Origin of the sequence: Puia sp., assembly GCF_036500295.1 — a bacterium.
Classification (GTDB): domain Bacteria; phylum Bacteroidota; class Bacteroidia; order Chitinophagales; family Chitinophagaceae; genus Puia.
Genome location: NZ_DASYCH010000120.1, coordinates 16,635 through 37,862, shown reverse-complemented (window position 1 = coordinate 37,862; position 21,228 = coordinate 16,635). Strand labels below are relative to the sequence as shown.

General features: G+C 55.9%; 18 protein-coding genes. 6 read left to right on the top strand and 12 right to left on the bottom strand.

Annotation, left to right across the window (positions count from 1 at the left end):
* Both VGM48_RS22345 and VGM48_RS22340 read left to right on the top strand, forming a co-directional pair.
* The coding region (locus VGM48_RS22345) for an outer membrane beta-barrel protein (protein ID WP_331582679.1) at positions 1-690 on the top strand (690 nt) is incomplete at its 5' end.
* A gap of 63 nt (positions 691-753) precedes the next feature.
* A complete protein-coding gene (locus tag VGM48_RS22340) occupies positions 754-1,371 on the top strand; it encodes an SGNH/GDSL hydrolase family protein (RefSeq protein ID WP_331582678.1) in 618 nt (205 codons plus the stop codon).
* Between the two features lie 36 nt (positions 1,372-1,407).
* On the opposite strand, the gene VGM48_RS22335 is transcribed toward VGM48_RS22340, so the two are convergent.
* The 7 genes from VGM48_RS22335 to pxpB all read right to left on the bottom strand — a co-directional run bounded on the left by VGM48_RS22335 (position 1,408) and on the right by pxpB (position 9,067).
* Positions 1,408-3,231, bottom strand: a complete 1,824-nt coding sequence (locus VGM48_RS22335) for a hypothetical protein (RefSeq protein WP_331582677.1) — start codon at positions 3,229-3,231, stop codon at positions 1,408-1,410.
* A gap of 472 nt (positions 3,232-3,703) precedes the next feature.
* Complete coding sequence (locus VGM48_RS22330; RefSeq protein ID WP_331582676.1) at positions 3,704-3,979, bottom strand: hypothetical protein; 276 nt, start codon at positions 3,977-3,979, stop codon at positions 3,704-3,706.
* Between the two features lie 41 nt (positions 3,980-4,020).
* Positions 4,021-5,112: a DUF4407 domain-containing protein gene (locus VGM48_RS22325; protein ID WP_331582675.1), complete on the bottom strand. Its 1,092-nt coding sequence runs from the start codon at positions 5,110-5,112 to the stop codon at positions 4,021-4,023.
* Between the two features lie 184 nt (positions 5,113-5,296).
* Positions 5,297-6,331, bottom strand: a complete 1,035-nt coding sequence (locus VGM48_RS22320; protein WP_331582674.1) for a DUF4421 family protein — start codon at positions 6,329-6,331, stop codon at positions 5,297-5,299.
* 78 nt (positions 6,332-6,409) lie between these two features.
* Positions 6,410-7,198 (bottom strand): 5-oxoprolinase subunit PxpA, encoded by a 789-nt coding sequence (locus VGM48_RS22315; RefSeq protein WP_331582672.1) that lies wholly within the window; start codon positions 7,196-7,198, stop codon positions 6,410-6,412.
* Positions 7,192-8,184, bottom strand: a complete 993-nt coding sequence (locus tag VGM48_RS22310) for a biotin-dependent carboxyltransferase family protein (RefSeq protein WP_331582671.1) — start codon at positions 8,182-8,184, stop codon at positions 7,192-7,194. Before VGM48_RS22310 ends, VGM48_RS22315 begins: the two co-directional genes overlap by 7 nt.
* 151 nt (positions 8,185-8,335) lie before the next feature.
* A complete protein-coding gene (gene pxpB / locus VGM48_RS22305; protein ID WP_331582670.1) occupies positions 8,336-9,067 on the bottom strand; it encodes a 5-oxoprolinase subunit PxpB in 732 nt (243 codons plus the stop codon).
* A 156-nt stretch (positions 9,068-9,223) separates the two neighbouring features.
* On the opposite strand from pxpB, the gene topA reads away from it, so the two are divergent.
* Both topA and VGM48_RS22295 read left to right on the top strand, forming a co-directional pair.
* Positions 9,224-11,572 (top strand): type I DNA topoisomerase, encoded by a 2,349-nt coding sequence (gene topA / locus VGM48_RS22300; RefSeq protein ID WP_331582669.1) that lies wholly within the window; start codon positions 9,224-9,226, stop codon positions 11,570-11,572.
* Between the two features lie 137 nt (positions 11,573-11,709).
* Positions 11,710-12,582: a transglutaminase family protein gene (locus tag VGM48_RS22295; RefSeq protein WP_331582668.1), complete on the top strand. Its 873-nt coding sequence runs from the start codon at positions 11,710-11,712 to the stop codon at positions 12,580-12,582.
* Positions 12,583-12,691: 109 nt separating this feature from the next.
* Here VGM48_RS22295 and VGM48_RS22290 read toward each other — a convergent pair whose 3' ends face one another.
* The 4 genes from VGM48_RS22290 to VGM48_RS22275 all read right to left on the bottom strand — a co-directional run bounded on the left by VGM48_RS22290 (position 12,692) and on the right by VGM48_RS22275 (position 18,985).
* Entirely contained in the window at positions 12,692-14,086 is a 1,395-nt protein-coding gene (locus VGM48_RS22290; RefSeq protein ID WP_331582667.1) for a hypothetical protein, read from the bottom strand.
* 23 nt (positions 14,087-14,109) lie between these two features.
* On the bottom strand, positions 14,110-16,896 hold the full coding sequence (locus tag VGM48_RS22285) for a TonB-dependent receptor (RefSeq protein ID WP_331582666.1): 2,787 nt from the start codon (positions 16,894-16,896) through the stop codon (positions 14,110-14,112).
* 150 nt (positions 16,897-17,046) lie between these two features.
* On the bottom strand, positions 17,047-18,462 hold the full coding sequence (locus tag VGM48_RS22280; protein WP_331582664.1) for a Gfo/Idh/MocA family oxidoreductase: 1,416 nt from the start codon (positions 18,460-18,462) through the stop codon (positions 17,047-17,049).
* Positions 18,463-18,565: 103 nt separating this feature from the next.
* Entirely contained in the window at positions 18,566-18,985 is a 420-nt protein-coding gene (locus tag VGM48_RS22275) for an OsmC family protein (protein WP_331582662.1), read from the bottom strand.
* A 37-nt stretch (positions 18,986-19,022) separates the two neighbouring features.
* Here VGM48_RS22275 and VGM48_RS22270 point away from each other — a divergent pair, with 37 nt between their 5' ends.
* Positions 19,023-19,358, top strand: coding sequence for a tRNA-binding protein (locus tag VGM48_RS22270; RefSeq protein ID WP_331582661.1), 336 nt, complete (start codon positions 19,023-19,025; stop codon positions 19,356-19,358).
* A gap of 3 nt (positions 19,359-19,361) precedes the next feature.
* Complete coding sequence (locus VGM48_RS22265; protein ID WP_331582660.1) at positions 19,362-19,886, top strand: methylated-DNA--[protein]-cysteine S-methyltransferase; 525 nt, start codon at positions 19,362-19,364, stop codon at positions 19,884-19,886.
* Positions 19,887-19,923: 37 nt separating this feature from the next.
* On the opposite strand, the gene VGM48_RS22260 is transcribed toward VGM48_RS22265, so the two are convergent.
* Positions 19,924-21,228: a TolC family protein gene (locus tag VGM48_RS22260; protein WP_331582659.1), complete on the bottom strand. Its 1,305-nt coding sequence runs from the start codon at positions 21,226-21,228 to the stop codon at positions 19,924-19,926.

Below are 21,228 nucleotides of genomic sequence, written 5' to 3'. Positions count from 1 at the left end.
ACCCGATATCAGCAGCCCGGCATCAACCCGGTCACCAAGGGCCCGGTGTTCATCAACACGTATATCAACGCCGAATCCAGCTTCGTGGGCGGCGTCGAACTGATCAGCCGCAATACGCTCACCAAATGGTGGGACCTGACTAGCAGCATCAACTTCTTTACCTCCCATATCAACACCATCGACACGGGTAAGAACGCAGTAGCCACCCAGCCGCAAAGCTGGTCCTGGTTCGGCAAGCTCAACAACAGCTTCAAGGTCATGAAAGGCGTCACCATCCAGCTGTCTGGCGACTTTACCAGCAAAACGGTATTACCGCCCGGCGGCAGCGCCGGAAACGGTGGCGGCGGTGGCCGGGGCTTCGGTAACAGCAGCAGCGGCAATGCCCAGGGCTATACCAAACCCACCGGCGGTGTGGATGCAGCCATCCGGTATGAGTTTCTGAAGAACCGGACGGCATCGCTGACCCTGAGCGTAAACGATATCTTCCGCACCCGCGTGAACAATGTCTTTACGACCTCCGAAGGTTTTGTCCAGGACTACTCCCGCAGAAGGGATCCCCAGTTCTTCCGGCTCCAGTTCAACTGGCGTTTCGGGAAGTTCGATATGGCGCTGTTCAAACGCAAGAACCTGAAAGGCGAAAGAGATAGCATGGAAGGCATACAGGGCGCCGGCGGCGGTCAGCAACAATAGTCAGCCAACAACAATTAAGAGATCGAAAAGGACGCTTCTGGCGTCCTTTTCTTATATTCGACTATGCATACTTATCTCGCGCTCGGCGACTCCTATACCATCGGGGAAGGTGTTCCGCTGTACCAGGGCTATCCCTATCAGACCGTCCAGCGGCTGCGCACGGCGGGTTACGACTTCCACGCTCCCGAGATCGTCGCCCGCACGGGCTGGACCACCGACGAGCTGGCGCATACCCTTACGACACTCCGGCTCCTCCCCCACTATGATATCGTTACTTTGCTGATCGGCGTCAACAACCAATACCGTGGCCGCGACAGCAGAGAATATGCCACCCAGTTTGATGCATTGCTCCAAAGAGCCTTACTGCTCACCGGCGCTTCTTCCAGGGTCTTTGTCCTCTCCATCCCCGACTGGGGCTATTCTCCTTTTGGCGCGGGCCGCGACAAGGGGCTGATCGCCGGGGAGATCGATGCCTTCAACACCGTCGCCCGCGAAGCCAGCCAACGGCAGAAGATCCGATTCCTCGACATCACCGGCCACAGCCGCGCGGATGGCGCCACCCCGGAAGGTTTCGTCGCCGACGGTCTCCATCCCTCACCCGCCACCTACCGGTTCTGGGCACAGGAACTGGCCGCGGTTATCGGCGCGGGGCTTCCCACCCGGCAATTCCCCGTTGATTAGGACGCCCGCCCGCGGCAGACGCGCCGCCCACCCATCTTAATAAATGCTGTTCAATCCATCCGTATTGAGGAAAACGACATCCGGCTGTCGCACATAGGTGCTGTTGTAACGGAACTGGATACCCGTATTGATGAGGATCTTGAAGGAATTGTTCTGCAGGGTCTTTCGGGGAAAATAGACCATCCGGAACTCGATCGTATTAAAGACCAGGTTCTCGTTCCTCGCCCGGATCCCGGCCCCGATCCCATGATACAGCGCCGATTTTTCCAGCGCGCCGCTCTCGGGGGTCAGAAAGGAAAGGTCCCCAAAGGCAAAGGGGGCGAACTTAAAGCCCAGCAGCTTATAATTCAGATAGAAGGTCGTCTCCGAATGCAGCGTCACCCGCTGCGCCCCAAAGGTCGAATCCCCGGTGAAATAGCGCAACCCAAAAACGTTGTTGATGGTCAGCGGGTCGATCCCGACCCGGTTGAACAGCCGCGAATAACTGAAGTTGATGTATTGGCGGATCTTTAGATTGGGCCAGACGAACAACGGGCTATAATAGCTTGCGCCGATCAGTACGCTCGCATCCTGGGCATGCCCCCGGTAGAGAAAGACCCCGCTGCGGAGAAAGAGTTGGGCAAACCCGCCCCGTTTTGTGACGACAAATTCGTTGGCGTCGACACCCGTATACATCCGGTTCAGATACAACTGCTTGTACCAGCCGCTGGTCAGGGCGATATTATAGCCGACGGGAAGGTCTTCTGTCGTTCCAAATCCGTATACGTAGTTGGTTTTATAAAAGTCCTGCCGGAAGAAGGTGAAGGACGTGAGCGCGGCTTCCCGGGAGTTGAACCGGAAATTGAACGGATCGGGATTCAGCGCCAACTGCTTCGGGATGCTGTCGAAATCGTTGCGGAAATACCGGACGGCAAGGAACCGGCGGTCGCGCACCGAGGTATTGCTGAGAAACCGGTTGGACCCGATGTTCCAGCCGATCCACCCGTCGTGCGTATGATATTGATACTTGAAGAAAAGGCTATCCGGCCGCTGATAGACATTGAAATTTTCAAAACTCCCGATCCGGAACCCGCCCGCCAGATGCGCATAGGGGGCATAAAGAGGCCTGTCCAACTGGACAAACCAGGCCGTCTCATCCGGTGTCCCATTGTAAATATTGCTGTTGATCTGTGTATAGGAGGCCGTGGCGTTGATAAATGAGTGGCCGATATTGCTCTTAGTGTAGAGAAACTGCGGTCCAAACGTTGGTTTCCGGCTTTGTTCGACGTTGGCGCCCACCTGCACCCGCTGTCCCATCCCCAGGAAATTGGCCTCCTGGATATTCCCCCGGATGCTGAAGGGCGGGTACCCCAGGCTGCCGATCGCCCCGCTGATACTGAACAGGTCTTTGACCACCACCACCAGATCCACCGAGGTGGAGTCATCCGGCTGTTGCTGAACCAGGATACGGGCGTCCTGGATGAAGTTCAGGCTGCGGATGAGGCGCTCGTTATCGGCCAGCTTATAAGCATTCACGGGAGTTCCTTCCTTGATAAAGAGCGCGTCCCGGATGACCCAATCCCGGGTCTTGCGGTGCAAATGGTTCAGTAGATTGGTGCCGGCATACTGCAGGCGTTTGGAAGTATCCGTAAAGGTCTGCTCAAAACCGTATCCCCGGATGTAGATGTGCCGGATGGTCTTGCCCTCATAGGGCTTAAAAGGGCTTTCGCTCTTGGTATTGAGGGGAGCGAGGGTATTGATGTTCATCACCGAGTCCGGCCGGCCCTTGGTGATCGCGTTGCGAAAGAATTGGAAGATATTATTGTTCTTCCACCGTTGGAACCGGTGGTGGGTGCTGTCCCGCTGCGCATACGAGACCAAACAGCACCAGCTACATGCGATAGCCGCAACGAACCGTATCAGAATTCCTTTCCTCAATCAATTGGACGTTCAACCCCCAATATAAGAATAATAACGTGTTAATATCGCTGCCTGATTTTTGGTTAGCAGTTTGTTATAAAAGGAAACGCGCTTCGTTTGACCGCGGTGGTGGTATCCTTTTTGAGTTAGTATAGATACAAAGCAATATCATGAAGACAAATTCTATTCACGCCTGGCCCTCGGCTTTACCTGAATCGAAGATTAGCATTTTCAGCAGTCCAACTCGAAGAAACAGGACCGGCGTGGTGAAAAAAATCCTTCCGCCCGACCCCCCCGATGAGGCGACCATTCGCCGCCTCAACGAGCTGGCCAGGAAGAATCCGTTCTGCACCCATCACCGGGTCAGAAAGTACGATCTGCTGTAATGTTTTTGTGGAAAAAAAATCCCTCCCGATCGGGAGGGATTTCTACATTATGCGGGGGTCATTTTCTTTAGAAAACAGGTGCCGATCTTCTCAATGAATTGATTCAGATGTGTTAATTGAAACATTTCCCTGTCTTCCTCCGATACGTTGAAATTCATGAACAGGATGCTGCCGTCATCCGCAAGGGTCATCAGGTATTTGCCCTTGTGCAGGAAGTTACCTTTACGGTAAATATCATAGACAACCAGATCACCGTGATCCTTTTCTTCCAATACAAACTCCTCTCCTTCTACGCTGACCGGTTCTGTCCTTAGCTTTTCCATAGAAGTATTTTTTGGGCAATACAGAAAATACCGGGCCAAACCTACTCCTGGGGGATATCTTTTGAGATCCGTTTTGCCTTATCGAGCCGCATTTCCTCCTCTGACGCCGCCATTTGCCGAAGTTCGAGGGAAGCCAGGGCAAGATCGTAGGGACCGGTATTCATGATCAGCTTGGACAGAATGGGGCCGATCTCGATCAGGATGATCAACAGCGAGAGCAGGAGGCTGACCCAAAAAACGCTGGGTTCATGCGCCGAGAGATCGGCCAGTGCTTTGTTCCGTTGCAAAAAGCCGACATCCGCCCTGACTTGTTCCTCATACTGGCGATTACGGAGCTCGCGGCCCGCGTTGGTCTCCGCGATCAGGCTATCCTGGTAATGGATCTGCCGTTCCAGCTGCCCCAGTTCGGGCCCATATTGCTGCCGTGCCGATTCATAGGCCTGTTGTTTCAGCCGGGTGAGCTTGTCGATCCCCCGCTGCTGCGAGCCGCTGGTGCCGTCCGCTTCCCGGATATAATCCTGCTGCAGCTGGTGAAGGGTATCTTCCAACGCCGTCTTCCGGGCGCCAAGGCGGTCCCGTTCCTGTTGCGCCGTCTGCAGCTTCTGCCGGTTTTCGGCCTGTAACAGGCTATCGTTCAGTAACAGCATCTGGTGGCGGTTGGCCGCCAGCTGTACATCCACCTCTTTCTCGAAGATCTTCAACTCCAGTGGCCGGGCGATCGTAAAGCCGATGAGCAGCGCTAGGGCCAGCCGCGGCGCGGCCATCCAGATCTGCTTTCGTCCCGACACCCCATACTTCCGCATGGTCGAGACCAGAAACCGGTCGAAATTGAAAATGATCAGTCCCCAAAGCAGGGCGAACAGGACCGCCCATACCGGGTTGGAGAATACGCTGTACATCGCATAGCCGGCAGATAAGGAAGCCAGCGCAAAGGTGGCCAGCAGCACCCCGCCCAGGCCGGCATACTTGCTATGCTCGGATGGGCAGTCTTTTAACAATCCCTGATAGGCGCCGGAGCACCACCATAAAAAATGTGTTTCGGGGGGCTGCTTTGTCCGGCTTGTCGCCCCTGTGAAAGAATCATAGGTATAGCCGCTGTCAAGCCGGCCCCGATCGGTTGTTGTCGTTGCCATAAATAAAATGGTTGAGTTACGGCCGGCGATGACTGCCGGACGTGCTTCGTTGTGTTGGAGTGGGGAACAAGAGAGAAACGGGAAATCGCCGATCAAATTGCAAATGAAAAGCTAAAACCGAGGCCGCTTATTGCCCGCCGCGACATGCCGCCGGCGCCTGCCGCGTACTGCCGGCGGAGGCTTGCTACTCTTGCAGCATCTGCTTTGTCCGGCGGTTGGTGGCAAAGCGCCGTACAAAGATCAGCCGGTAGCTCCCGGTCTGGAGCGAATAGGTATAGTGAGAATACCCGCCTTCCGCGTTGATGCCGCCGGTAAACCATAAGAAGCTAAGCGCCCATTTGGGGGTGTTGTAGCCCGCGCCCGCACGGAAGATAAAATTGTGCGATAACCCTGCCCTGGCCTTGCGGACCCCGTCACCGATCTCCCGCGAGAAATTCGCGTTGAGGTTGATGTTCGCCGACCCCACGAGAAACCAGTGCTTCCGGTAGACAAGAGTGTAGGCATACCCGAGGCCTACGCCGACGAGCACCAGGTGCATCTTGCGGATCCCCGCATCGCTGTAGGCTGAGTCGACTTTGCGCGGCGCCAGTGCACTGTCGGCGTTGATAGCCGTATAGAAGACGTTTCCGCCCAAAAGAAAAGAGCCCGCCGACCGCTGCTGTAACCCGCCCTGACCCAGACCGGAACCATAGGAAAAGCGCCGGTCGTTGAGGATGCGGTAAGCCGTGACGCCGACCATTCTCAGCCGCATATCCGGCCGGAGATAATAAGGCCTGCCTTCTGCCGGCCCCAGGTTGGGGGATGAGAGATAATAGCCCTGGTAGAACTGCGCCAGCGCGTCAAAGGTCCATTTCCGCCGGTAGATATGGGTTTGAAGATCGAACGATTTCGTATGCCCTTTGCGGCCCTCCGATTGCAAAAACCCCAGGCCTTCGGAAAGGCTGAAGGAAAAATACCGGTAGGCGATGCCGACGCCGAAGTTGAGGGGGGTATTTGCATGATAATGCATCTCGGGCAGGCCGCCGCCGGGCTTGAAGTGCAGCTGGCTGTAGTTGCGGGAAAAAAAGAATCGCGGGATCAGGCTCCCGCGAAATGATTTATAGTAGCTCGTGTCCGGCCCGTCCGCGGCGCCCGACCCCAGTTCCAGCCCTCTGTTCTGAGCGCCGGCTTGCCCCAAGCCCATCCATAAGCAGCCGATCAGCAACACACATTTCCTCATAATTAGATAGACCGCTTCAGCGCGCAATTCGTTGCATCGGGGGGTAACTCCGGCGCCGGCGACGAGCATCCCGGTTCCTCAGACCGGCGCTGTAATCCGCATCCCCGCGGCGATCAGCGCATCGTGGATCAGCCGCGCAAATTCCACGGCGTGGGCGCCGTCGCCGTGGAGACAAACCGTCCCGGCACGCAAGGCGATCTCCTCGGGGGAGCCGGCCACGGTCACGCGGCCCTCCCGCACCATCTTCAACGCCTGTGCGACGGCGGCGGGGCTATTTTCGATCAAGGCCCCGGGTTCCGACCGCGGCGTCAGACTCCCGTCGGGCCGGTAGGTCCGGTCCGCAAAGACCTCGCTGACAAAATTCAGCCCGGCTGTCGCTGCCGCAGGCGCCATCCCGCTGCCGCTAAGGCCGTAGAACAGCAATGCGGGGTCGAATGCCGCCACCACGCGGGCGATCACGCCACTTACCACGCCGTCACGCGCGGCCCGGTTATATAGCGCCCCATGCGGTTTGACATGATGCAGCCGGACGCCAATGTCGCGGCAAACGGCGGCAAGGGCAACCAGCTGTTCATTAAGCGAATCTTCCAACAACGCCAGCCCGGTCGCCGGTGCAGGGTCTCCCAGCAAATCCACCCGCCCAAAATGTTCCCTGTCCGGATAGGACGGATGTGCGCCGATGGCCACGCCATGCCGCACCGCCAGCTCGACGGTCCGGCGCATAATGGTTTCGTCGCCCGCATGGGCGCCACACGCGATGTTCGCACTGCTGATAAAAGGAAAAATAGCCGCGTCCGTATCCATGCCCTCCCCCATGTCGCAATTGAGATCGATCACCGGGGCCGGCCCGCCGCCCGTGCTTAGCACACCCGCTCGTTTAGATGATCCATACAGCTTCGTTGCAGGATATGCAGCTCTTTCTTTCTGGACACCAGCATCTTTTCGGCCAGCGCGAGATCCATGAGCTTGAACTGCACCGTATCGGAGGGCCGCAGCTGCGCCAGCTTGGGCAGATGGGCGGAGACGACATGGGCGATCCGGGGATAGCCGCCCGTCGTCTGGTGGTCGGCCATCAGCACGATCAGCTGCCCGTTGGGCAGCAACTGAACCGTCCCAAAACTCACGGCGGAAGACACCAGGTCCACCGGCCGGTCAAGGGACAGCGGCGCCCCTTTCAGCTGGTAGCCCATCCGGTCGGAAGAAGGATGGATCATAAAATTATTTTCCAGGAAGGCGGTCTTCGAGGCGTCGGACAGGCCGCCGAACTCGTGCCCCGGGAGGAACCCGATCTCATGTGGAAACTGATAGATATTTTCGGTGTTGACGCGCCAGGGCAGGGTCTCGAAATTGCTCTCTTCCTTTAACAGACCCGCGAAGTAAATGGTATTCTCGTTGAACGGCAGTTCATCCCCTTTTTTCAGGGCCAGGCCATCCCACCCGCCGGCCGTGGCCTTGAGGTTCGTGCTATAGCTGTTGAGCCATTTCTTGAGACAATAGCCGCCATGCACACTGAGGTAGCATCGCCCGCCCTGCACCAGCGACGGAAAATGCAACACCGTATTCTTTCTTACGACAACGGGCTGCCACCGGGGGATCACTTCGTCATTCACCGTTGGGGAGAAATCGGCGCCCGTGATCGCGATGAGTGTATTCTGTTCGAAAAGAATCTGCGGACCGGGGAAATGTATCTCGATCACGGCTTCCTGCCGGTCGTTGCCGACCAGAAGATTGGCCACTTCGGCCGCATAACCGTCCATCGCTCCGCCGGGACTGACGCCCCAACGGCCGGACCCATGTCTGCCCAGATCCTGAATGGTGTCGAGCAAACCGGGTTTAATAATGGAGAAAGCCATAGATTGGTTTTGATTTGAGGTGTGGGTCGCAACAATGGCTTCAAGAGACGGGATTTATCAGACACTGGGTCTAACATATGGAGACATCTAAGCTACTGATAAGCGACCGAATTAACAAACCCAAAATAGCATCGAATTTTTAAACCGCTTACTATGCGGGACGCGACGCCAGTTGCCGGTATTCTTTGGCGGAAATGGCGTGGAACCGGACTTTATCGCCCGCTTGCAGCCTCACCGGGGGTGAATTGTCGCGGTCGAAAAGACTCATCGGTGTCCGGCCGATGATCTGCCAGCCACCCGGGCTGTTCAACGAGTAGATCCCTGTCTGCATGCCGGCAATCCCTACGCCGCCCCCCGCGACGGGCACGGGCGCCGGTTTCCGGGAGATCTGCAGCCGTTGATCCAGTTTTCCCAGATAGGGAAAACCCGGCAGGAATCCAAGCATATACACCCGATACACCTCGCCCGTATGCAACGCGATCACTTCCTCCGGCGATAGTCCCTTTTGCGTCGCCACCCATTGCATATCGGGTGCAAATCCGGCGTCATAACACACGGGGATATCGACGACCCGTCCCTCCCCGAGCCAGTCCTTCAAGACCCCTGCCGCGTCCGTCTCCTGCCAGGCCCGGTGAAGCAGCCCTTCCAGCCATTCGTACGCGCCGGCGGCACCGGGGATGCCGCTGGCCGCGAGTTCCGTCGGATCGTATAACATCGTCACCGAACTGTAGGCCATAATGATATCCTGCCGGCCGGGAAAAGGGTGCGTGTCAAGCCAGTTATGAATGGCGAGCGCTTTTACATTCAGTTGTTCGTCAATGGTATTGCCTAAATCGATAGTAATTCCCGAATCACCCAGCGGAAAGATGGAATATCTATTCATAAACTTATAACTTCGTGTTTATCAGTTTGTAACCAACTGATTGTCAGTGCATAGAAAAAACGGCCAAACCAGCCGGCGCTGACCGCCGGACCCTGCTGATTTTTTAGTTTGGTTCTATTACTGTAAAATTGCACGCCAACAGGCATATAATAATACATGGCCAAAAATTTATTAATAGTCGAGTCCCCGGCGAAAGCCAAGACCATCGAGAAGATTTTGGGAGAGGATTTCGAGGTAAAGAGCTGCTATGGTCACATCCGCGACCTCGAAAAGGATGATATGGGCATCGATATCAAGAACAACTACCGTCCCCGCTATATTGTCCCCGCAGATAAAGAAAAGGTTGTCAAAGAGTTGAAAGCCGTCGCCAAGAAATCGGGCGAAGTATGGCTCGCGACGGATGAGGACCGCGAAGGGGAAGCTATATCCTGGCACCTTTGCGAAGTCCTCGGCCTCGATCCCGTCACCACGAAACGCATCGTCTTTCACGAGATCACCCATACCGCCATCAAGTCGGCCGTCACAAAACCGCGAACGGTGGATATGAACCTCGTCAACGCCCAGCAGGCCCGCCGGATCCTCGACCGCATCGTGGGCTTTGAGCTCAGTCCGGTCCTCTGGCGCAAGATGAGCATGAAGAACAACCTAAGCGCGGGCCGGGTACAAAGCGTCGCCGTCCGGATCATTGCCGAACGCGAAAGGGAGATCAACGCCTTCACTGCCGTCAGTTCCTTTAAGATCGAAGCGCTCTTTACCGCAAATGATGTCAACGGCAAAGCCGTCACCTTTTCGGCTGAAGGAAAGAAGCAGTCCACCGCCGAGAATGCCGAGAAATTCCTGCAAAGCTGTATAAAGGCTGACTATACCGTCACGGATATCCAGGTGAAGCCCGGGAAGAAAAGTCCCGCGGCGCCCTTCACCACTTCCACCCTCCAGCAGGAGGCCAGCCGGAAACTGGGCTATTCCGTCAGCCGCACCATGCTGCTGGCGCAAAAGCTCTATGAAAGCGGTAAGATCACCTATATGCGTACCGACAGCGTCAACCTGAGCGAACTGGCCATGGGCGCCGCCGCCGACCAGATAAAAAGTCAGTATGGGAATAAGTACCATCAGGCCCGGAAATTCAAGAACAAGAACGAATCCGCGCAGGAAGCCCACGAAGCCATCCGTCCCACTTATATGGATTCGATGACGGTGGAAGATGCCGACTGCCGTCGCCTTTATGAGCTTATCTGGAAGCGGACCATGGCCAGCCAGATGGCGGATGCTGAACTGGAGAAGACCATTGCGAAGATCCAGATCTCCACCAACAAAGAAGACCTGACTGCCAGCGGCGAAGTCCTCAAATTCGACGGCTTCCTGAAAGTCTATATGGAAGATCGTGATGAAGACGATATGTCGGAAGAAGAGGACGGCCAGGAGGGGATGCTTCCCCCGCTTGCGGTGCGGCAAAAGCTTCCGCTAAAAGAAATGAAGGCGATCGAGCGCTTCACCCGTCCCCTGCCCCGTTATACCGAGGCCTCCCTCGTAAAAAAGCTGGAAGAGCTCGGCATCGGCCGTCCCTCCACCTATGCGCCCACGATCTCCACCATCCTGAAAAGAGGCTATGTGGAAAAGCGGGACAAGGAAGGCGTGAAAAGGGATTTCCGGATTCTTCAGCTCCAAAACGACAAGATCGAAAAGCTGGTCGAACAGGAGAATACCGGCGCTGAAAAGTCCAAATTATTCCCCACCGACCTCGGCCTGGTGGTGACGGACTTCCTCAAGCAATATTTCGACGATATCATGGACTACCATTTCACGGCCCGCATCGAAGAAGAATTCGACGAAGTGGCGCGCGGCAAGATGCAATGGAGCAAAATGATCGATGATTTCTACAACCCCTTTAAAAAGGATGTCGACAACACCATCGAAAACGCCGAACGCATAAAAGGCGAACGGGAACTGGGTATCGATGCGGCCAGCGGCAAGAAGGTCGTCGCCCGGATGGGCCGTTATGGGCCCATGGTCCAGATCGGCGATGTCAACGATGAAGAGAAACCGCGATTCGCCAAGCTTAAGAATACCCAAAGTATCGAAACCATCAGCTATGACGAAGCGATGGAGCTCTTCCGCCTGCCTCGCAACCTGGGGATTTTTGAGGATAAAGATGTGACGGTCAATATCGGCCGCTTCGGACCTTATATCGCTCACGACGGCAAATTCTACTCGCTGGGCAAGGAATTCGACCCCTATACGATCAGTTTCGAAGTGGCTCAGCCCATGGTCGTCGAAAAACGCGCGGCAAAGGAACAACGCACGATCAAGGTCTTTGAAAAGGAAAAGATCCAGCTGCTCCGCGGCCCCTACGGCCCCTATATCAAACAGGGCTTACGGAACTACAAGCTGCCAAAGGAAAAGCAGGAAACCGCCGCCGATCTGACCATCGAAGAGGTGAAAGCCATTATCGAAGAGGTAAAGGCCAACCCCCCCAAACGGGTGCCCCGCAAGAAAAAAGGCAGCTAAGCCGCAGTTCCCCGAACCGCTGCATTCTGGCACGCAATTTAATGAACATTTATGGCGTTACTGTGGATAATAAGTCCACTAAACTCTTATGAACTTCCTCGATCTTAGGTTGTAGATTTGGGAAGGCAAAAACCACTATGCAGGAAAATAAGGAAATATTGGCCCTGTTCCATTTGATCGATGACCCCGACCAGGAAGTGTTCGATTCCGTCAGCAGCCGCATCGTGAGCTATGGGCGGGGGATCATTCCCAATCTCGAGAGCCTTTGGGAAAACACGATCAGCAACGAGGTACAGGAGAGGATCGAACTGCTCATCCACAAACTGCATTACCACGATCTCACGGAAGACTTCACCCACTGGAAAAGCAGCAGCTATCAGGACCTGCTCACCGCCTCGCTCCTCGTGGCGAAGTTTCAGTATCCCGATCTGGTGACCACCCCGGTACTCCAGGAAGTCGAAAAACTCCGGCGCAATATCTGGCTCGAGCTCAACAGTTATCTCACGCCGCTGGAACAGGTGCATGTCGTGACCAGCATCCTTTATAATTACTACGGATTGAAAGGCACGGAAGTCGCCTATCAGCACCCCGAAGAGTTTCTCATCAATAAACTGATCGAGACCAAACGGGGCAACTCGATCACCAACGGGATCCTCTATCTGTTGCTTAGCGAACTGCTGGACATCCCGGTAAAAGCCATCAATATCCCCCGGCAGTTCGTGCTGGCTTACATAAAGCCCTACTACGAAGAGAACCCCGAAAAGCTCAGCCCGCTGCAGCGTATCGAGTTCTTTATCGATCCGACCAGCGGTCAGGTGTTCTCCCACAAGGACGTGGAAAGCTATTTCAAACGTATTTCCGTGCCCCCCGTAAACTCCTACTTCAAACCGCTCTCGCACAACCGGATCATCCAGACGGCGCTCGAGGAGTTTAGCAAATGTTTTGACGACGAACGCAACGCGTACAAGGCAAAAGAACTGCTTGATCTGGCGAAGCTTCTCGGCGACTAAATCATCCCCCGAAACATGGTTCACCAATAAGAATGTGGTGCTTTAAAAACACTAAGGGCCGCCCCTCCCGGAGCAGCCCGTTAGCTTTTCTGTCGAACCAAGACAAAAATCATTTATTCCATATCGTCCACTGGGCGGTCCAGTCATTGCTGGCATCCAGCGCACCGATATAGTTCACCTTATCAAAGAAGGCCACATTCAGTTTTGTCAGATCGAACTTCGCCGCGGTGGACAAAGCCGGTGATCCCGACGCCGGCTTCAGGTTCGGGCTGGTGTTGTTGAAGGGGTCGGTCAGCTTGATATCGGCGGCGTTGGCGTAGAGCACGCTCCCATTGGTGGTCGTGGTGATCGTTTGCAAGGCAGCCGCATCGAGCACCGCCGGGCTGATCGAAAGACCGCCGACCTGGAAGGGGTTGGCCACGGCATGCAGGAAGCTGTTATAGAATTTGGAATCTCCCCGGGAATAGTACAGCGCGGTGGAATCCTGTTCGATATCGAGACCGGCCTTCTGGCCGCCCATGATGATCGAGTTGGCCAGGATGAATTTGCAGCCTCTTCTCCAGCGCATTCCATAACCGTAGTCGGCTTTTGTGCCGGCCGCGTTGTTGGGACCGATGGCCGTAAAGTTGGACAGAACGGGCGCGGTGATCGGCGTTTTGCCATAGCTCAGTAAATTGGCGGGATTCACGTTGTCCACTTCGAAGTTGTTGGAGAGGTCGCCGGTGACGCCTTTGTCGTCTGTAAAGGCGGGATCCTTGACCGAGATCGCGAACTGGATATTGCCGGAGAAACCGTCGTCCATGTCGAAGTCGTCATCGGCGCAGTTGTAGGCGATGAGGTGTTTGGCGCTGACGGTGCCGCCAAAGAATTCGAAGCCGTCATCCAACCCGCGCACCACCTGGATATAGTCGAGCGTGGTGCCGGAGCCGACGCCATACAGCGAAAGCCCGTTGATCTCGTCGCCGGGGTTCACGGCCTTGCCTGCATACTCGATGCGGACGTATTTCAACGTGCCCGAGTTGTCCGCGTCATTGGTGCCGCCGAATACGCTGAACTGCGGATCGACGCCGCCCTCGAGGACCTGGTGGTTGGTGTTACCTTTCGCCTGACCTACGATGACTACGCCGCCCAGGTCGCCCGGCTTGGGCCCGGCTTCCCCCGAAGTGAAGACGATCGGCTCTGCCGCCGTGCCCTGTGCATTGATCTTCGCCGTACGATAGATCACCAGCACGCCGGCGGAGTCTTTGTTGGAAACGATCCGCGTTCCCGGATCGATGGTGATCGTGGCGTTGTTGTTGACATACACATAGCCCCGCAGATGATAGGTCTTTGTCTTTACCCAATGCTGATCGGCAGAGATCACGCCCCGGACAAAAACGTTGGTCGAGGTATCTGTCCCCCCGCCGCCACCGCCACCCGGCGGATTGGGCTTGTCGTCGCTCTTCTTACAGGCGACGCCGAGTAAAGTGGCCCCCAGGAAAGTCGCGAAAAAAATGTTCTTCATAAATGGTGTTTTCTTTGCTTTATTTAAAAATTGTATCGCAAGCCGATAGTTGCCGTGGTGCCGAAGGTGAAGCTGCGGATGATCGCATCCTTCGCCTGGTCATAGCCGATATGCGTTGTCGAGGGATCGTATTTGTAATACCACCGGAAGGGCTGGGCCAGCAGATCGCTCAGGGTGAGCTTCAACTCCAGTTTATCCTTCAGCAGTTTCTTGCTCACCTGCACATCCAGCACATTGCGCGGATTCTCGAAGATGTTGAAGCCGCCTCTGACGCCGCGGAACTGCAGCCTCGGGCCGATGCGGTTGTAGAGGACGTTCATGGACCAGCTTTCGTTCTCCGGCACATAGAGCAGCCCGGCATTGATCAGATAAGGACTCTGTCCCTGCATCGGACTCTTCAGGTTCTGGCCGTTGAACTGAACGCCCCCCTTGATATAGGCGGCATTGGTATATACCGTCAGATGGCTCAGCCAATCGCTGCCGGTGAAGTCCAGCTTCTTGCGGACCTCGATCTCGGCGCCATAGACATACGCGTTGTCGGCATTGTCGTAGCCCAGATTGTTGTTCCCGAGATTCGTCTGCTCGATGGGATCGGTGAAATATTTGTAGAACAGACTTGCCGAAAGGATCTCGCCCGACTGTGGGAAGAACTCAAACCGCAGATCGGCATTGGTGTTCTGCGCCCGCTTCAGCCCGGGATTGCCGGTCACCGAAAGGTTGTTATCATAATCGTACACGGCATAGGAGGCCAGCTCCCGGAACTCCGGCCGGTTGACGGCACGGCTGCCGGAAAGGCGAAGGTTGGTCCGGTTACTCAGCGCATAGGTAAGGAGCAGCGAGGGTAACAGATCGGTATTCTCCACATCGATCGGCGTCTTGTTCTGCGCGTTCAGCTTTTGGCGGTAACGCTCCACCCGGAGACCCCAGGTTGCCTTCAGCTTCTCGCTGAACCGGTTGTCCAGCATCATATACCCGGCGTTGAGCAGGGCATTGGCCGTATAGTCGGTGGAGTTGTTGGCGATATTGGCTACCGTCAGATCGTACCGGTCGATATTATCCGGGGTGAACAGCGTACCGAAACTGATCTCCTTCGACTCGGCGATGGTCACTCCCTTATCGCCAAGGCCGGCATAGCCCAGCGCGCTGACATTCACACTCCGGTCGCGATACACATTCAGCGACCCGAACTGCCATTTCTGGACCTGCTCGCCTAATTTGAATGTCTTGCTCACCGAAAAGCCGCCGTCATAGATCCATTCCCCGAGAAAGGAATAGATGCGGCCGGCGGTCCGGATCGCCGGGGAGTTCTCCGTGCTGAGACTGAGGGAATAGCCGGCATCCACATTATCCGCGCTCTTGAAGGAAAGGATCTTCTGGTCCGGCTGGTTCCGGTAGGTATACCCGACGCCGCCCATCCAGTCGATGGCCCAGCCGTTACCCGGCTTATGGGTTCCTTCGACCACCGAATGCACGAGGCCGTTCTGGCTTACCTCGTTGTTCACGCTCCGGGAATAGAAGAAGTTGGGATCGTTGACCTCGCTATAGCCTTTGCGCTGGGCCAGCGTCTTGACAAATTCGTTATAGTAGACCGTCTTCCAGGCGATCTTGCTCCGGCCATAGGAATAGGCCAGGCTCAGCAATGCCGAAAGGTTAGCCTTGTCCTCGTAGTTGGCCGTCGTGTAGCCCTCCTGAAAGGTCCGGTTGACGTCATACTCATCCCGGTTGCGGTCGGATACCGCGCGACCGTTGCCATACCCAAGACTGAATATCGCGCCGAGCTTCCGGCCGTTGGACAGCAGCCGGGTATTGCCGCCGGTGTATTGCAGGCTGATGGCGGGCAGGCTTTGTCTGGCCGCCTGGAACCCAAAAGTGTTGGGGAACATCTTTGTCACTTCCCGTTTGTAATCGGCGGTATTATTGATGAACTCCGCGCCCCGCTGGCGATAATAAGGCCCGGGGATCAGCCTCGAGTTGTCCAGGTAGCCCAGCCCGTCATATTTGCCATTGGGCTGGCCTTTATAGAAGTTCTTGCCCGTTGTCTTTGAGTTGATGCCGAGGGAAACGGAGAGCTCGCTGATCGGCTGGGAGGGGAAATCCTTTGTCTGCACCTTTACCGCCCCGCCGGAGAAATCGCCGGGCAGATCGGGCGTAGCCGCCTTGTAGATGGTCAGGTTGTCGACGAGGGATGAGGGGAGGATATTGAAGGCGAAGGCTTTTTTGTCGGCCTCTGTGCTGGGCAATGGGGCATTGTTGAGCATCGCGACATTGTACCGTTCGTTGATCCCGCGGATGATGACGAATTTGTTATCCTGGATGGAGGCGCCGCTCACCCGCTTGAGGACATCCCCGGTATTCTTGTCCGGGCTGCGCCGGATGATATCCGCGCTGATGCCGTCCGAGATGGCGGAGCTGTTCTTTTGAATGGAATATAAGGAGGCAACGGAAGCCCGCCGGATGCTGGTGCTGACGACCACCTGCTGCAGGCTTTTTTGGTTGGTGGTGACCAGTACATTTAATGGAGTCGCGTTCGCGTTGACGGTGACGCTGTCGAGCCGGCGGGTCACCAGGCCCACTCCCGAAACGGTCAGGGTGTACCATTTTCCGCGCTCTGCGGTCAAAAAGAACTGCCCGTCGACATCCGTGCTGACGCCGCCTTGTCTGCCTTCCAGCACGACGGAGGCGCCGGGGACGGGGGCATTCGTTTCGGTATTCCAGACCTTGCCGGTGATCCTTCCCGTTTGAGCGAGGGCGGGAATATAAAAAAGGAGAAGCAGCAAGCCGGTTAGCAATGGGGTTTTCGCCTGGTTCATGGGCCAAAACTACCCCAGCCATGTTAACGGACGGTTAACGAGCGGTTAACTGATCATTAACGAGCGATTAACATTTTGTTTAACAAATGATCACTAAAAGAAAATGGCCACCGGGTGGTGGCCATTCAAAAAATTAGCGTATCGGTTCGCTTATACTCCTAGCGTCCAACCGGGACGGTATTCCCGTTTTACGAACTGGTTGGCTTCGTCGAAATTCGTGATCTTCATATTTTGTGCATCCCAGAGCAGCTTCTTTCTGCCGGGGAAATGCCCGTTGGCATCCTTGATCATATAGGACCGCAGCGCCAGGTTGCCCATCAGGATCGTCTCGGTCAGCGGACCGGCATAATCGAACGGCGAACTCAGCTCTTTCTGGCCATAGCCTGCGATACAGGCATTCACCCATTGATGATAGTGTCCCTCGGGTACGCGGGCGATCGTCTGTGGAATGCTGGTTACCTCGGACATCCGCGAGGTCGGCAGCAGAGTCGGTTTGGCGCCATAGCAGTTGCACATGATCTTTCCCCTGGTCCCGGTGATGATTGCGCCGCCGTCGTCATTGCCCATCGGCTCGTCGGGCCCGAGTTCGTCCGGCCGTACAGGGCGGATGCCGCCATCCATCCAGTGCAGCGCCACGTCGGGCTTGCCGGGTTTGCCGGGGAAGTTCATCTTCACATAGGACGACGTGGGACAGCTTTCGGGATGATACGTCGGGTTCCACATCACTTCATAGGTGGAGCTGACGCTGCATTCCACCGCATTGGGATAACCCAGTCCCACCGTTTTGAACGGCGGATCGATTAGATGACAACCCATATCGCCAAGGGCGCCGGTGCCATAGGCCCACCAACCCCGCCAGTTGAAGGGTAGGAATGTCTTATGATAGTCGTCGGCCCTGGCAGGGCCTTGCCAGAGATCCCAGTTCAGCTCCGCCGGGATATCTTCCTGCCCCGTCGGTTTGGCAATCCCCTGTGGCCATACAGGTCTGTTCGTCCAGACATGGATGGCCGTGGCGTCGCCGATCAGCCCCGCATTGTACCATTCCTGCATCAGGCGTACGCCGTCGCCGGAAGAACCCTGGTTGCCCATCTGGGCCACCACCTTATAGCGTTTGGCCGCTTCCGTCATCATGCGGGCCTCATAGATATCGTGCGTCATCGGTTTCTGACAATACACATGTTTGCCAAGCTGCATGACTGCCATCGCCGCCACCGCATGGATGTTATCGGGCGTGGAAACATTGCAGGCGTCGAAATGCTTGTGCTCCTTATCCAGCATCTCGCGGAAATCCTTATAGTATTTTGCCTTCGGATATTCCTGCCGGGCCTTCGCGGCCTGGCGGTCGTCGACATCGCACAGGAAGGCGACATCCACTTTTCCGCTGCTGAAAAAATTCTTCAGATCGTCATGGCCCTTGCCGCCGGAGCCGATCGCGGCAACTGTCAGCCGGTCACTGGGGGCGACAAATCCACGGCCAAGAACATGACGGGGAACGATAAAAAATCCTGTGGCAGCCATCGCGGTGCCGCGCAGAAATTCGCGGCGGGAGTTTTTCTTTGTGGTCATAAGGTCTAAATTAAATAAAAAAAAAGCACCCGGAGGTGCTAAAATTGCAAAATTAATCTCGCATTAATGACCGCAGGCGTCGGCCGCCCGCGTCATCATGCGTCTACAGCAGCGTCGCCTGCGTGGTGATCTCGCATTTGAGCACGCGGCTTACCGGGCAACCTGTCTCGGCGCCCTTGACAAGCTCCTGAAATTTTTCATTCGTGATACCGGGCACCTTCGCCTTTACGACCAGTGCCGATTGTGTAATGGTCGGCGGTGCATTCAGATCAAAATTCACTGTGGCCGTGGTCTCCAGGCTGTCCGCCGTGAATCCCGCGCCCTGCAGGGCAAAAGCCAGCGCCATCGTGAAACAGCCGGCATGCGCCGCCGCCACCAATTCTTCGGGGTTGGTCCCGACACCTTCTTCGAAACGCGTCTTGTACGAATACTGGGCCTTGTTCAGGGTCGTGCTTTGGGTCGTCAAATTGCCGTTACCTTCTTTTCCGGAGCCGCTCCACGCGGCTGTTGCTGTACGTTTCATAAAATTGTATATTTAAATAAAGATAAAAACGAGAACCATGCCAACCATCGAATGGCCGGATTTTGAGAAGATAGATATTCGTGTCGGAACGATCCTTGAAGTTAGCGATTTTCCCAAAGCAACGAAAGCCGCATATAAATTGACCATCGATTTCGGTGAAGCGGGCATTAAAAAATCCTCTGCGCAGATAACCGAGCTGTATGAAAAGCAGGAACTTATCGGCAAACAGGTCATTGCCATCGTCAATTTCCCGCCGAAACAGATCGCGAATTTTTTCAGCGAATGCCTCGTTCTGGGTGTGTATACTGACAAAAAAGAAGTAGTTTTATTGACACCTGATAAAAAGGTAACCAACGGCTGGAAAATAGGCTGATCCATGTCAACGACCCTGGCCATCACCTCGACCTACTATCAATCCCCGCTCGGCCTGCTGCGCATCGGCGGAACGGATACCTATATCAACGAGATCAGCTTTGTCGATCATCTCGATGAAAGCGACTACCAGCGGGAGCGCGCAGGTCTTCATGGTCCCGTCACGCCCATGGTCATCCAATGTATCGAGCAGCTGATCCAGTACTTCCAGGGACAGCGCCGCATCTTCGAATTCCCTGTCTACCAGGATGGGAGCCCCTTCCAGCAACGTGTATGGAATGAGCTCATGGCGATCCCCTTCGGAAAGACCATCAGTTATCTCGAACTGTCCCGCCGACTCGGCGACACCAAGGCCATCCGCGCCGCCGCCTTTGCCAACGGCCGCAATAACATTGCCATCGTCGTTCCCTGCCACCGGGTCATCGGCAGCAAACGCGATCTTGTCGGCTATGCCGGCGGGCTGTGGCGCAAGAAATGGTTGCTTGACCATGAGACAAAGATCATGTACGGGGTGCAGACGCTGTTCTAGGGGGAACCGTCGGCAAAGACCCGGCCGGGCAGCGAGCCTAATTCGTCAGCTGATTCGCATACCGCCGCAACGCGATCTCCGCCGCCTTCGCGGCATAGCTCACATTCACCAGCAGGAAGCCCGCATTCTCGAAGCTCTGCTGTGCATTCTTCACATCCACGATCGTGGCCTGCCGCAGCTGGAACCGTTTCATCACGAGATCGAGCAGTTTCTGTGAAAGTTCATAGTTGGCCCTGGCCGTCTCCACCTGCTGCAGATTGCTGGTATAAGCCTGGAAATTCTTGACGGCCTGGGAAGTATAGTTCAGCAACAAGGTGTCCCGCACCAGTTGTGCGTTCTTCGTATTCAGCTGCGCCACCTGCTCCTGCTTTTTGTAGATATTCCCGTTGAAGATGGGGATGTTCAGCGTGATCCCGGCATAAGGGCCGTAGTTCAGGTTCAGCAGGCTGAAGCCCGCGGAGTTCTGCGTCCGGCTGTAGTTATACCCCGCACCGGCACTGAGGGAGGGATACCGCAGTGCGCCCGTTTCCTTCTCGATGTACTGGTTGATGGTGATCTGGCTGTTGGCGGCGATGACATCGGGGTTGGCTGTGCGTACGGCCCCAAGCACATCGGCCAGCCGGATATTGCGGTCGATGAGGATGGTGTCTTCGACGACGACGGCGCTGTCGGGATTGACCGTCAGCAGTGTCAGCAGATCGGTCTTTCCCTGGTCGATCACCAATTGCTGGGCCTGCAGGTTCTGGATCTGCGTGTTGAGATCGACCTGGGACTGGAACAGATCGGCATTGTTGGCAAGGCCTACGCTCTGCTGGGCCTGGACGATCGCCAGCTGCTGCTTCTGCGCATCGATCGACGCCTGGAGGGTCTTGGCATAGCTCTGCTGCCGGACGACATCATAGTACTTCATCAGCACATTGTTCACCAGCAGCAGGGCCCGTGAGGACAGCTGTGTTCTGGTCTGCGCCTCGATGGCGCCCAGCCGCTGTTTAGCCGTCACCACCCGCTGTCCGTTGTACAATAAGATATATCCCCCCACCGATGCGGAGAGGTTATTGGAGAAAGCATTATCGCTTGCCTTATTATTGGCGGGGTCGGCGTATTTCTGGCGGAGGCTCGTGGCCTGTTCCTGGTCCGAGAGACTGCCGGTCACGACCGGCAACCCGCCGGCGATCCCATAACTGTTGTAAATAACCGCCGTGGACACATTGTTCCTTGCCAGCTCGATGCCCAGGTTATTTTTCAAGGCGATGCGCACGGCCTCGTCCCGCGTCAGTGTCTGTGCCCCCAGATAGCCTGCCGGCAGCAACACCGCCAGCCAGCCGAAATATAGTTTTCTCAT

Coding starts and splice junctions, on each gene's coding strand:
- VGM48_RS22340 (WP_331582678.1), top strand. CDS start 754: ATGCATACTTATCTCGCGCTCGGCGACTCCTATACCATCGGGGAAGGT.
- VGM48_RS22330 (WP_331582676.1), bottom strand. CDS start 3,979: ATGGAAAAGCTAAGGACAGAACCGGTCAGCGTAGAAGGAGAGGAGTTT.
- VGM48_RS22325 (WP_331582675.1), bottom strand. CDS start 5,112: ATGGCAACGACAACAACCGATCGGGGCCGGCTTGACAGCGGCTATACC.
- VGM48_RS22320 (WP_331582674.1), bottom strand. CDS start 6,331: ATGAGGAAATGTGTGTTGCTGATCGGCTGCTTATGGATGGGCTTGGGG.
- VGM48_RS22310 (WP_331582671.1), bottom strand. CDS start 8,184: ATGGCTTTCTCCATTATTAAACCCGGTTTGCTCGACACCATTCAGGAT.
- pxpB (WP_331582670.1), bottom strand. CDS start 9,067: ATGAATAGATATTCCATCTTTCCGCTGGGTGATTCGGGAATTACTATC.
- topA (WP_331582669.1), top strand. CDS start 9,224: ATGGCCAAAAATTTATTAATAGTCGAGTCCCCGGCGAAAGCCAAGACC.
- VGM48_RS22295 (WP_331582668.1), top strand. CDS start 11,710: ATGCAGGAAAATAAGGAAATATTGGCCCTGTTCCATTTGATCGATGAC.
- VGM48_RS22290 (WP_331582667.1), bottom strand. CDS start 14,086: ATGAAGAACATTTTTTTCGCGACTTTCCTGGGGGCCACTTTACTCGGC.
- VGM48_RS22285 (WP_331582666.1), bottom strand. CDS start 16,896: ATGAACCAGGCGAAAACCCCATTGCTAACCGGCTTGCTGCTTCTCCTT.
- VGM48_RS22280 (WP_331582664.1), bottom strand. CDS start 18,462: ATGACCACAAAGAAAAACTCCCGCCGCGAATTTCTGCGCGGCACCGCG.
- VGM48_RS22275 (WP_331582662.1), bottom strand. CDS start 18,985: ATGAAACGTACAGCAACAGCCGCGTGGAGCGGCTCCGGAAAAGAAGGT.
- VGM48_RS22270 (WP_331582661.1), top strand. CDS start 19,023: ATGCCAACCATCGAATGGCCGGATTTTGAGAAGATAGATATTCGTGTC.
- VGM48_RS22265 (WP_331582660.1), top strand. CDS start 19,362: ATGTCAACGACCCTGGCCATCACCTCGACCTACTATCAATCCCCGCTC.
- VGM48_RS22260 (WP_331582659.1), bottom strand. CDS start 21,228: ATGAGAAAACTATATTTCGGCTGGCTGGCGGTGTTGCTGCCGGCAGGC.